Annotated in this window: 8 protein-coding genes and 1 pseudogene; 5 read left to right on the plus strand and 4 right to left on the minus strand. The window is 61.4% G+C overall.

Translation table 11 applies throughout. The features are described 5' to 3' along the window. Positions 1 to 1,712, minus strand: a pseudogene (locus V7D69_RS13995) (ATPase); the annotation flags it as partial. A gap of 69 nt (positions 1,713 to 1,781) precedes the next feature. Here V7D69_RS13995 and V7D69_RS14000 point away from each other — a divergent pair. The 4 genes from V7D69_RS14000 to V7D69_RS14015 all read left to right on the plus strand — a co-directional run bounded on the left by V7D69_RS14000 (position 1,782) and on the right by V7D69_RS14015 (position 5,693). Next, positions 1,782 to 2,084, plus strand: coding sequence for an Hpt domain-containing protein (locus V7D69_RS14000; RefSeq protein ID WP_324061219.1), 303 nt, complete (start codon positions 1,782 to 1,784; stop codon positions 2,082 to 2,084). Positions 2,085 to 2,148: 64 nt separating this feature from the next. After that, positions 2,149 to 3,360 carry a hypothetical protein gene (locus tag V7D69_RS14005; RefSeq protein ID WP_333606105.1) on the plus strand — a complete coding sequence of 404 codons (1,212 nt, stop codon included), beginning with the start codon at positions 2,149 to 2,151 and terminating at the stop codon, positions 3,358 to 3,360. Positions 3,361 to 3,384: 24 nt separating this feature from the next. Then, positions 3,385 to 4,323, plus strand: a complete 939-nt coding sequence (locus tag V7D69_RS14010; protein ID WP_324061217.1) for a hypothetical protein — start codon at positions 3,385 to 3,387, stop codon at positions 4,321 to 4,323. After that, entirely contained in the window at positions 4,320 to 5,693 is a 1,374-nt protein-coding gene (locus tag V7D69_RS14015) for a sensor histidine kinase (RefSeq protein WP_324061216.1), read from the plus strand. Before V7D69_RS14010 ends, V7D69_RS14015 begins: the two co-directional genes overlap by 4 nt. 42 nt (positions 5,694 to 5,735) lie before the next feature. On the opposite strand, the gene V7D69_RS14020 is transcribed toward V7D69_RS14015, so the two are convergent. Next, the gene (locus V7D69_RS14020) at positions 5,736 to 5,945 is read right to left on the minus strand and encodes a hypothetical protein (protein WP_324061215.1); all 210 of its coding nucleotides are present in this window, start codon (positions 5,943 to 5,945) and stop codon (positions 5,736 to 5,738) included. 161 nt (positions 5,946 to 6,106) lie between these two features. On the opposite strand from V7D69_RS14020, the gene V7D69_RS14025 reads away from it, so the two are divergent. Further along, entirely contained in the window at positions 6,107 to 8,251 is a 2,145-nt protein-coding gene (locus V7D69_RS14025) for a transglycosylase domain-containing protein (protein ID WP_442947065.1), read from the plus strand. Positions 8,252 to 8,387: 136 nt separating this feature from the next. Here the strand turns inward: V7D69_RS14025 and V7D69_RS14030 are convergent, their stop codons facing one another. Continuing rightward, entirely contained in the window at positions 8,388 to 9,671 is a 1,284-nt protein-coding gene (locus V7D69_RS14030; RefSeq protein ID WP_324061213.1) for a citrate synthase, read from the minus strand. A gap of 12 nt (positions 9,672 to 9,683) precedes the next feature. Beyond that, the gene (gene gltX / locus V7D69_RS14035) at positions 9,684 to 11,126 is read right to left on the minus strand and encodes a glutamate--tRNA ligase (protein ID WP_333606107.1); all 1,443 of its coding nucleotides are present in this window, start codon (positions 11,124 to 11,126) and stop codon (positions 9,684 to 9,686) included. Positions 11,127 to 11,467: the final 341 nt, after the last annotated feature.

Raw genomic sequence — 11,467 nt, forward strand, 5'->3', positions numbered from 1 at the left:
AGTCGGCTCAAGCGATCTTCCGAGACCGCAAGCGCCTCGGGCAGCGCGGTATGCGCGTGCTTGGCACTGGCCTGAATCAATTCCAGCAGGCGGATACTGTCTTCCGTGAGCTTCTCCACCTCGCTGTCGGTTGCGGTCAAGGTCGCGCGCGCAGAAGTGAGGCGCTCGGTCAGGATCCGAAGGCCGCTCATCAGCCGCGTTTCAGATTCACCGCTTTGCGCCGCGATTTCAGTGAGACGAGCCTCGAATTGGGCAAGCTCAGCGGTTACGGTCTGCGCCCGATCGCTCAGCGCCGATGCTTGCAAGCGGTGACGTTCCAGCCGTTCGGCGATTGAAGCGTCAAGCTCGCCCAGCATATGCTCAATGCGGGCGATTGCGTGGCGCTCCTGCTCTACCTGCCGCGCTTGCCGTTCCTCTGTCTCGATTGCCAGGTTCTCTCCACGCTCCGTGAGAGCGTGGTCCATCCGTTCAGCTTCCGCTGCCAGGGTGGCGAGCCGGCCGGCGAACGCATCAAGGGCAGTCTGTTGAACGGCGGCAATATTCAGCGCCGCGGCGGATTGTTCATCCTGCAGGTTTTCAAGAGAAGCCTTAAACGCTTCTTCCGCTCGCGCCTCCGTATCGCGCAGCGCGCGCGAGACGACTTCGCTCTCGTTGCGCAAGGCATTCAGGCGGGCGCGTAACGAGACGAGGCTTTCAGCCTCATGCTCATCAAGGTGATGGCGCGTGGTATCGATTTCCGCGGCAAGCGCTGCGGCGCGCGTACGGACCGCGGTAAGGGCGTCAACTTCGTGTTTGTCGAGCTGAGTCCGAAATTCTTCGCCGCGTTCGGCAAGCGCCGCGAAGCGAGTGGCGACCATCGTGTCGAGCTGTTCGCATTGCCGGTGAAATTCGGCGAGCGTCTCCGAAACGCGAGTGCGCAAGGATTCGACCTGTCGTTCACTGGCGGCCCCGAACTCGTTAAGACGGTTGAAACCGTTGACCATGTCCTCAAGCTGGGCATGAGCGGCGCGGCCCGCATTGGCGATGTTGTTCGTGACGTCCTTTGCGGAACTGGCGATGACCGGAAGCTGCCCTCGCAGCTTCTCCATATTCTCCAGCGCGGCATTGCTAACCGAACTGATTGATTCGACCCGTGCGCCATTGTCGCGCACAAGCTCTTGGAGACGTGCCGCGTTCTGCGAAAGGCGTTCCGCCGCCAAGCGCCCCAGCGTTTCGAGATCTCGCGATTGCGCCGCGATAAATTCGCGGGCGAGACTGAGTTCACGGTTCACGGCCGTCAACCGTTGCTCGAGTAGCGCTGATTCGGTCGAAAGCAGCCGCGCGACGTTGCCGAAGCGCCTGCTTTCGCGCGTGCTATGGCGAAGCGCCAGCAACCAAGCCATGCCAATGACAAGAACAGGCACACACCACTGAGTCAGAAGGTCTGGCACCTGGTTGAGCGAGACACCTGTCTTCACGCTTTCGATATGCGCCAGAACGAACACGGCGCTCCAGCCCAGAACCGCCAGACCGGCCAGGATGGGGGCAACCCAAGCCGGGGAAGACGTCGCATGTTCATGGGCCTCATCTCCGGCGACCCAGGCGTCGTCCCAGTTTTCCACCGTGTCGCCTTCGATCGCCGCCTCGTTCGGACTGGCCTTGCCTGCCGGCTCGTCAGCGGTCCCTTCGTTACCGCCGGCGCCAAACGCGATGATCCTGTTTTCCCCAGCCATCTATGCAGGATAACACGTGTACCGTCGCAATAAACCCCAGTTTAACGCTTTGCGTACTATCCTGGGGAAATGGCTTATGAAGCAGGCGCATTGGAAGAGACGTTGGCGGCGGCCGCGGGCGGCGATGTCGATCTGCTCGCCGAACTGCGCGCTTCTTATGTGGAAAGCGTTAGGCGTCAGATCGATCTGCTCGAACGCGCGCGATGCGATGGCAATTGGCACATGGCGGCCATGCGATTGAAAGGTCTTGCAGCCAGCTTCCATTCGGCCCCGTTGCTCGCGCTCGCGATGGATGCCCTGGATACGGCGCCGGGCGATCCAGCGGTGGTGCGGCGGCTCAAGGCTTATATTGCAGAATTTTCCTTGACCTGATTGATCCCCGCGCTTGGCACGTGGTTCCCGGCAGCCTACATCGGGTAGGGGCTGGAGGTTTAGCTTGCGCATAGCATTGATGGCGATGATGGAGCCTGCGGGCGCGGGGCAGCCGTTTCCGCGTGCTTTCCTGCGAGTGGCCGGCGCGACGATCGCGCAGCACCAGCTCGGGTTGGTCCTGGCGCTTGATTGCCAGCGAGTGATTTGCATGGCGCGCAACGCCCTGCCGGAAGTGATCGCGCTGCAGCACGCGGCTGAGGATGCCGGACTGCAGTTCTCCATCGTAACAAGTTCCCGCCAACTCGCAGGTCTTGTGACCGCCGCAGACGATCTCGTAGTGGTCAGCGAGGGCCTTTTTGTCGACCCCGCTCGCACGGCTTCCCTTTTCGAAGGACAGCGGCCGGTCATCCTGGTGCAGCCGGTGGAGGGCGCCCTGGCGGCGGGTTATGAACGGATCGACATAAATCGCGCCAGCGCCGGTCTTATGCGTATTCCGGGGCAGCTTGTTGACCAATTGCATGAACTGCCCGGCGATTACGACGTTGCTTCGGCGCTTACCCGTATCGCGCTGCAATCGGCGGTGGAAATGCGTGAGGTTCCAGCGTCGGCCCGATCTGGGGCGGAATGGCGCATGATCCGGACCGAGGGAGAGGCTTACGCGCTTGAAAATGAGTGGCTGCGTTCCCGCTTCGATAATGGAACGGCAACGATCGGGCGAGCGATTGCGCGCCTTGGCGTCGTCAGTTTCGGCTCATCATTGCTTCACGCGGGCAATGCCAGCAATGCATTGTCGGTCGGCATTATCGTGCTGTTGGCGATCGCGGCCGGACTGGGCTGGTTTGGATTCGTGCCGGCCGGTTTCGTTTTTGCGACGCTGGCTTGGGTCCTGACGGAGGGCAGCCGACTGCTGCGCTCGGTCGAACGTCACGCCATGGGGCAGCTACCGCCATCAGTCCCGCGCGCCGATGTGCTTGCCTGGTTGACTGACGCCGTTTTTGCCCTGCTTATCCTTGGGGATACGCCTCGCTTTGCCGGCCAGCCGCTCCTTTCCTGGTGCGCCGCGCCTGCTATCCTCATCCTGTTGCTGGGGCTGCTCCCGAAAATCGTAAACGGGGCGGCCGCTCTCTGGATCGGCGATCGGCTTGTGCTGGGCCTGGTTCTGGCTCTGGCGTCCGCGGCAGGGCAGTTGCTGGTCACCACACAGCTTATCTCCGCCGGCTTGATCCTGACCGGATTGCTGTTTCGTGGCCGACCGCAAGGGCTAACGCGGATTTAACTTAGCGCGGAGTAGACTAGGCGGATGAACGACGGACCTGTCCATCCGGACGGCGCGAAAAACGCCGAAGTCGCGCTGCGCGAGCAGTTGGCGCGGAGCGATGCTGCGGCGGCCGTCATCCTCCCGACACTCCGGCATCTGATTACGGCCGACGACACGTCCGTTCCGAGCGACGAGATCCTGGCCCGTGTCCGCGGCATGCTTGCTGACATTGTCGAGAGTCTGCTGGTTGCCGGTGGGGATACGGGGTCAGTTGACCGCGCTCTCGCGGAGTCGCTCGCCGGGACGCTGGCGGAAAGTTCCTGCCTGCTTTCGCATCTGCATGCCGTCGCACTTGAATGGCAACTCGCGGAACGGCTGCGGTTGCGTCTTGCACTTGATCCAGTTGTTTCACCGCTGTTGCAGACATTGATTGCCTCTCCCGAAAGGAATGTCCGCGATCAAGCCCTGGCCTACCTGAAGATGCAGGCCCGCTGGTGCCAGGCACAGGGGCATATGAAGCTGCCCTTGCAGGAATTGAACGAAGTCGTCCTGCATGACGTCCTTGACGCGCTCAGTTCATGTGGGGCGGACGTGGCGGAGCGGGCGAAGATTGTTATCCACCAATCCCACCAGGACGGGGCAAATCGGCAAGCATTGGCCTCACGCGTGATGCAAGGTCTCGGAGGGGAGGATCAGTCCGCGCTTTCGCTTGCGGATGCAGGAGTGTCTCTGTTCCTGAGTGCGCTGGCGTTGAAATCCGGACGGCCAAGGGACACGGTCATCTTTTCCACGCAGGAGGGGCAAATCGCCCGCCTTGCGCTGTTCCTGCGGTCCGCCCGACTCGGCCATTCCGAAATCGAAGAGCAATTGCTGGCGCTTCATGCCGATGCGGTACTGCCGGTCGAATTTGAGAGGCTGGACGTTGAGCGCGCGGCAGCCTTGCTCCCCTCATCGCATTCGCCGGGGCTTGGCAGCGAATGACAATCGACAGCGGCATTATACTGGCACGCGCACGCAGTGACGGCGAGGATTGCCTGGTCAGTGCCGAAGAGCCGCTCGCGGGTTTGCAGCTGCGCTGCGGTGGCGCGTTGCCGGGGGTGATCGCCGTTCCCGAATTGCGGGAGCTAGTGCGAAAGGCCCGCCGACGAGGCGTGCGCCTCTCCCGCTCGATATGCGCGCAGGACGGGGTGGATACGGTTACGGCCTGGGTTGAGATAGAACCACTCGTCGAAGGCTGCGATATCCGTGTAAGAAGCTGGCAATCCTCGCCAGTTCCTATCGAGAGCGCGGATGTGCTGGAACGGCGGCGAGTCCAGATCGATCGACATCTTGCCGAGATTTCCGTTCGGCTCGATCACGATCAGCGCGTTTTGGCGGTGACATCAGACAGCGCTGAGCTGGCTGACTTGGCCGCGGCCATGGCAGAAGGCATCGGAAAGCCCTGGACTGATTTTCTGCCACCGGAAAACATCACTCACGATCAGCCGCTGCATTGGCGCCTGCTTGACGGAGTGCGTGTGCAGGTTCCGGAGTCCTTGCGTTCTTGGCGAGTAACGCTCGTGCCTTTTGGGAAGCCTGGTTTCGATCCGGCCGGGTTCGAACTGTTCCTTCTTTCCGACCAGGCGCCGTCGCGGCTGACGCCGACGCCGCCGTCCCCAAAGAGCAGAACGCGGCACAGCCTCGTCGGGCAGGACCTTGCGCCCGTTCTCAAGCAGCCGATCTCGCGCATTGTTGCCAATGCGGAGACTATCCGTACGCGCCTGGCCGGTCCGCTTCCGGATGCCTATTCGGACTACGCCGGCGAGATCGCGAGCGCGGGGCGGCTGCTTCTCGACTTGCTGGATGACATGGCTGACCTGGAGGTGGTCGAATCCGAAGGTTTCAGCACGGCGCCTGATCGAATCGACCTTTCGGAGGTGTCGCGTCAAGCGGCCGGAATTCTGGGCGTGCGCGCAAGGGAAAAGGGTATCGCGATCGAGGCGCCGCATCCTTCGGAAAGCTTGCGCGCCGTGGCTGAATTTCGCCGCGTTCTGCAAGTGCTGCTGAATCTGGTTGGCAATGCGATCCGCTATTCACCTGAAAATTCGCGTATATGGATACGTCTGGAGGATGCGGGCGGATATGCCCGTGTGATCGTGGCCGACCAGGGACCTGGCCTCTCCGCGGAACAGCAGGTGAAGGTATTCGACAAGTTCGAGCGTCTGGGTCGCAGCGGTGACGGTGGCACGGGCCTGGGCCTTTACATCTCACGCCGGCTCGCCAGGGCGATGGGTGGCGAACTTTCCATAGAGAGCGCGCCAGGGCAGGGCGCTCGCTTCATCTTGGAAGTGCCTTCGGACCGGCTTGCCTAGGACGGCCGAATGACGCTGGTTATGAGTTTACGGCCCAATCAATCATGTCTTTCCGTTTCCACGCCGCGCCAGCCAGACGATAATTCCCCCCACCACGGCCAATATCGCGCCTCGCACCGCCCAGGCCCGGTCCGCCAGCATGAAGCTTTCCGCCGGCCACATGACGACGCCGGTTCCCTGTCCGACCCACAGCAGCCCCATGGCGATGGCGAGCAAGCCGACGATGAAGGCCAATATCCTCAGAAACAGCATGATGGCGCCTCCCCCTTTGTCCGTCAGCCAAGATGATGATGATCGGATGCGGCAGGATTGTGGCTGCTCGGAAGCGATCCGTCATTACTTTTCCTCGCGCTCCGAGATAATCCAGTGCTATTGAGCCGGCGTGCAGCAAGCAGAATACCCGGCATTTGAAGATGGATGATCTGCGAAGCCTTCCTCCGGCCGAAGCAGCGGCGGAGCGTTCGCCGGCTTGGGAAGCGGAAGTCCTCCCTGATGAAAGTGCAAAGGCTCGAAAAGGACGATCTCGGCTTAGATATCTGCCGCGAGTGCTGGCGGGGCTGCTGCTAGGCTTCTTCCTGCTGGTGGGATGGTTGGCAGTAACGGCCCCCCTGTCGAAATCGCTGCAGCCCATTTCGCCGCCGCAGGTCACCCTCCTAGCGGCGGACGGAACGCCAATCGCTCGTAACGGCGCGATGGTCGAAGCGCCTGTCGAAATCCGCAAGCTACCACCTCACGTTATCCAGGCTTTCCTCGCGATCGAGGATCGGCGGTTCTACTCTCATTGGGGAATAGATCCCCGAGGCATGGCGCGCGCTATGTGGATCAACATGACCACCGGCCGCACTGAGGGCGGCAGCACTATCACGCAACAGCTTGCCAAATTCACTTTTCTGTCGTCCGAACGAAGCCTGGGGCGCAAGGCGCGCGAGGTGCTGATTGCGTTCTGGCTCGAGGCATGGCTGACAAAGGATGAAATCCTTCAGCGCTATCTTTCCAACGCTTACTTCGGCGATAACGCCTATGGCCTGCGCGCGGCTTCGCTGCACTACTTTCACCGTCAGCCTGAGAAGCTGAACCTCGGACAGGCCGCCATGCTTGCCGGGCTGATGAAAGCGCCGTCGGCTCTGGCGCCGACAACCCATTATGACCTTGCCGAAAAGCGTATGCGTGCCGTCTTGCAGGCCATGGTCGAAGCGCGATATCTCTTGGCCGCCCGTGCCGCCGCAGTGCCATCCCCCCGCCTTGATGTGCGCACGGGAAGCGACTTGCCTACCGGCACGTACTTTGCCGATTGGGCGCTGCCACAAGCACGCAGCTTCGATCCAGAGAGCTATTCGAAGCAAACCTATACGACCACACTCGATGCGCGCCTGCAGGCCGCTGCTCGCCGGGCAATCGGAAGGGCGGCGTTGGGTAAAGCGCAAGTTGCCTTGGTAGCCATGCGCCCGAATGGAGAGGTGGTGGCGATGGTCGGCGGCAGAGACTACGCTGATTCGCCATTCAACCGCGCGACGCAGGCGCTTCGCCAACCGGGATCGACCTTCAAGCTGTTCGTCTATCTGGCCGCGCTGGAAAAGGGCTGGAAACCGACTGACCGGATTGAAAACACCCCCATCACGGCGGGGTCTTATCGGCCGGAGAATGCAGGCGGCCGATACTCCCCAACAATCACTTTGGAAGGGGCATTTGCCCAATCCAGCAACGTTGCGGCGGTACGGCTGTTTCAGAAAGTGGGCGACCGGACGGTCATCGACACGGCGCGCTCGCTAGGCATTGCCTCACCCCTGCCGGTGGGGGATCCGAGTGTGGCGCTGGGCAGCGCGAGCATGACCCTTCTCGAATTGACATCTGCTTATGCCGGAATTGCGGGCAATCGTTTCCCGGTAGCGCCTACCGCCTTTCCGGCTAAAAGCGAGGGCTGGTTTGACGGTCTGCTCGGTCGGAAGCGTAGCCTTCCGGACGAAACTCACGCGGCGATCGAACAGCTGTTGCGGGGCGTCATCAATCGGGGAACGGGTCACGCCGCCCGGTTGCGCACGGCGAATTACGGCAAGACCGGGACCAGCCAGGAAAACCGCGACGCGCTTTTCGTCGGCTATGCGGGTGATCTGGTAGTTGGTGTCTGGGTGGGCAATGACGATAATTCGCCGTTGAAAGGCGTGTATGGCGGCAGCGTGCCCGCCAGGATCTGGCGTGACTTCATGCGTGAAGCCTTGGGCGAGCGCGCGGTTCCGGCATCGCGCGGCGATCCGAGCGGGCCGATTCAGCCGCTCGATGTCCCCGATCTAAGCAATATTCCGCTTGGCGATGTCGGAAACCTGCAGATCGATAAGGGAAAAGCGGTGGTCAACGTGCAGGTTGACGGCAAGCCGATCGACCTGCGGCTTGACCGGAACGGCCTGCAGATCAACGGCAACCAGGTGGCCAATGAACTTGCTAGAGGCAAAGAGGAAGGCCAGCGCGTGCTGGACAGAGCGGGAGAGGTGATCCGCCAAGGCCAGGAACAGCTAAACGACATGCAAAAGAAAGCGCAAAAGCAGGCGAAGAGCGGGCCATAACCGCCCCGTACTCGCTCGTGCGTCAGAATGCTGCGGCCTGACCTGGTTGGCGGTTCAGGTTCGTCGCTTTGCTTTAAAATGAAAAGCCCTCACTTTCGTAAGGGCTTTTCAAATCCACGATCGTGGCGATCTGTGCTCAGCGCTTGTCCAGCGGCAGGTAATCGCGCTGCGTCGGGCCGGTGTAAAGTTGGCGGGGGCGACCGATCTTCTGGTTGGGGTCAGAGATCATTTCGTTCCATTGCGCCACCCAGCCCACGGTGCGGGCCAGGGCGAAGAGCACGGTGAACATCGTGGTCGGGAAGCCGATCGCCGACAGGATGATACCTGAATAAAAGTCGACGTTCGGGAACAGTTTTTTCTCGACGAAGTAGGGGTCGTTGAGCGCGATTTCCTCGAGGCGAAGCGCGGTTTCGAACAGCGGATCAGTGACCTTGAGCGCGTCAAACACCTCACGCACGGTTTTCTGCATCACCGTCGCGCGCGGATCATAGTTCTTGTAGACGCGGTGACCGAAGCCCATCAGGCGGAACGGATCGTTCTTGTCCTTCGCTCGCTCGATGTAATGGGGAATCTTGTCGGGCGTGCCGATTTCCTTCAGCATGTTGAGCGCCGCTTCGTTGGCGCCGCCATGCGCCGGACCCCAGAGGCACGCGATTCCCGCGGCGATGCAGGCGAATGGATTCGCGCCTGAGGAACCGGCGAGGCGGACCGTCGAGGTCGACGCGTTCTGCTCGTGGTCGGCGTGAAGGATGAAAATGCGATCCATCGCCTTTTCGACGGCCGGAATCACCTCATACTTCTCCGCGGGCACGCCGAAGGTCATGCGCAGGAAGTTGCCGGTGTAGGATAAGTCGTTGTCCGGGTACATGAAGGGCTGGCCGACAGAATACTTATAAGCCATGGCGGCGATCGTCGGCATCTTCGCGATCAGGCGATGGCTCGCGATCTTGCGCTGCATCGGATCGGAAATGTCAGTCGAATCGTGATAGAACGCCGACAATGCGCCTACCACGCCGCACATGACCGCCATCGGATGGGCATCGCGGCGGAACCCCTGGTAGAACTGGCGAAGCTGCTCGTGCAGCATGGTATGGCGACTGATGGTGAATTCGAACGTTTCCAGCTCATTCTTGCTGGGTAGTTCACCATTCAACAGCAGGTAGCTGACTTCCATGAACGATGAATGCTCGGCCAGTTGGCCAATGGGATAACCGCGATGCAGCAGCACCCCTTCATCGCCATCGATATATGTCAGGGCGCTCTCGCAACTTGCTGTCGACGTAAAGCCGGGATCGAAGGTGAACATGCCCGTCTGGCCGTAGAGCTTGCGGATATCGATCACATCCGGGCCCACACTGCCTTTTAGGACAGCATAATCGTATTCCGCGCCGCCGGCGCCGAGTTTGACCAGATCACCCACCTGCTATTCTCCTTATGCCTGCGACCCGGCGGGAAGCTGCGCCTGTGCGCTGATCCGCGCGAGACTTTCTTCACGGCCGAGCAATACCAAAACGTCAAAAATTCCCGGAGAGGTCGTTTGACCCGTCAGGGCCGCCCGCAAGGGCTGCGCGAGCTTGCCGAGACCCAATCCTAGCTCTTCGGCCATTGCCTTCAGGTTGGCTTCCAATCCTTCCAGGGTCCAGCCGGATTCGCTGGACAGGCGTTCATGCATGACAGCCAGGCGCCCCCTAGCGTCGTCAGTCAGGAGCGCCTGCGCCTTCTCACTAATGGTGAGCGGGCGCTTGGCGAACAGGAAGGCAGCGCCTTCCGCAAGTTCATTGAGGTCCTTTGCGCGGACTTTCATCACGGGCATCGCGCGCGTGAGCAGTTCGAGATCGGCATCGGGGCCGAGGCGGGGCAGGACCAGACCTGCGAGTCGCGCATCGTCGGCTTCGCGCAGGTAATGTCCATTGAGGTTCTGCAGTTTGGCCAGATCGAAACGCGACGGAGACTTGCCGACGTGCGTGATATCAAACCATTCTATCGCCTGTTCGCGCGCGATAAACTCGTCATCACCATGGCCCCACCCCAGGCGGAGCAGGTAATTGAACAGCGCCTCGGGCAGCACGCCCAGTTCGTCGCGATAGGCGTCGACACCGAGCGCCCCATGGCGCTTGGAAAGCTTTGCGCCGTCAGCCCCATGAATCAGCGGCACATGACCATAGGCCGGCACGTCCCAGCCCATGCCATTGATGATGACAAGCTGGCGGAAGGCATTGTTGAGATGGTCGTCGCCGCGGATGACGTGGGTGACGCCCATGTCATGATCGTCGACCACCACGGCAAGCATGTAAGTGGGCGTGCCGTCGCTGCGAAGGATCACGAAATCGTCGATTTCGCTATTCTGAACGGTGACAGTGCCCTGGACCAGGTCTTCGATCACCGTTTCGCCTTCGCGAGGCGCCTTGATCCGCACGACCCAGAGCCGGCCTTCGGGCCAAGTCGCGGAATCGGCATCGCGCCATTCGCTGTCGATGCGGAACGGACGGCGCTCTTCCTGCGCTCTTTCGCGCCGGGCGGCCAGTTCCTCCGGCGTCAGATAGCAGCGATATGCATGTCCGCGTGAGAGCAGCTGTTCCGCGACTTCGGCATGGCGCTGTGAACGCGCGAACTGGAATACCGGCGCTTCGTCGCCTTGCAGCCCCAGCCAGGAGAGGCCGTCGAAAATCGCGTCGATCGCAGGTTTGGTTGAGCGGGCGCGATCGGTATCCTCGATCCGGAGGAGGTACTTACCTCCATGGTGACGGGCATAAAGCCAGTTGAACAGCGCGGTGCGCGCGCCGCCGATATGCAGGTAACCGGTAGGCGAAGGCGCAAAGCGCGTAACGACGGCCTTCGTGCCCGCCGATCCGCTCGATGCACTGCCGCTTGCCATTACCTTTCCCTTCCTGTCCTATGCGCGCCATGGCGAACCCGGCTGCAATCCCTGCAAATCCGCAGCCGGACGATGTCCGAGGCGCTGCACTGCAACATCGGCCATGGAACAGCAAGCGTCTCTTGTCGAGGGGTTTGGCCGGATCGGAGAGATTTCTTTCCGAGGCCGGTTTCGACCGGGCGCCATGGCTTGTTGTGGCGTTCGGAATGGGTATTGCGGCGTGGTTCGCGCTGCCCTCGGCGATGTGGTGGGCGGGGTGGTGCTTGCTATGCCTCATCTTGAGCGGAATCGGGTTTGCGCCGAATTTGCCAAGAGAACGTTATCCGCACGTTTTCCAAGCC

The organism is Novosphingobium sp., from assembly GCF_036733805.1.
Lineage (GTDB): Bacteria > Pseudomonadota > Alphaproteobacteria > Sphingomonadales > Sphingomonadaceae > Novosphingobium.

Excerpts from the sequence above, each read along its gene's own strand:
- V7D69_RS14000 (WP_324061219.1), top strand. The coding sequence starts at position 1,782 with ATGGCTTATGAAGCAGGCGCATTGGAAGAGACGTTGGCGGCGGCCGCG.
- V7D69_RS14010 (WP_324061217.1), top strand. The coding sequence starts at position 3,385 with ATGAACGACGGACCTGTCCATCCGGACGGCGCGAAAAACGCCGAAGTC.
- V7D69_RS14015 (WP_324061216.1), top strand. The coding sequence starts at position 4,320 with ATGACAATCGACAGCGGCATTATACTGGCACGCGCACGCAGTGACGGC.
- V7D69_RS14020 (WP_324061215.1), bottom strand. The coding sequence starts at position 5,945 with ATGCTGTTTCTGAGGATATTGGCCTTCATCGTCGGCTTGCTCGCCATC.
- V7D69_RS14025 (WP_442947065.1), top strand. The coding sequence starts at position 6,107 with ATGGATGATCTGCGAAGCCTTCCTCCGGCCGAAGCAGCGGCGGAGCGT.
- gltX (WP_333606107.1), bottom strand. The coding sequence starts at position 11,126 with ATGGCAAGCGGCAGTGCATCGAGCGGATCGGCGGGCACGAAGGCCGTC.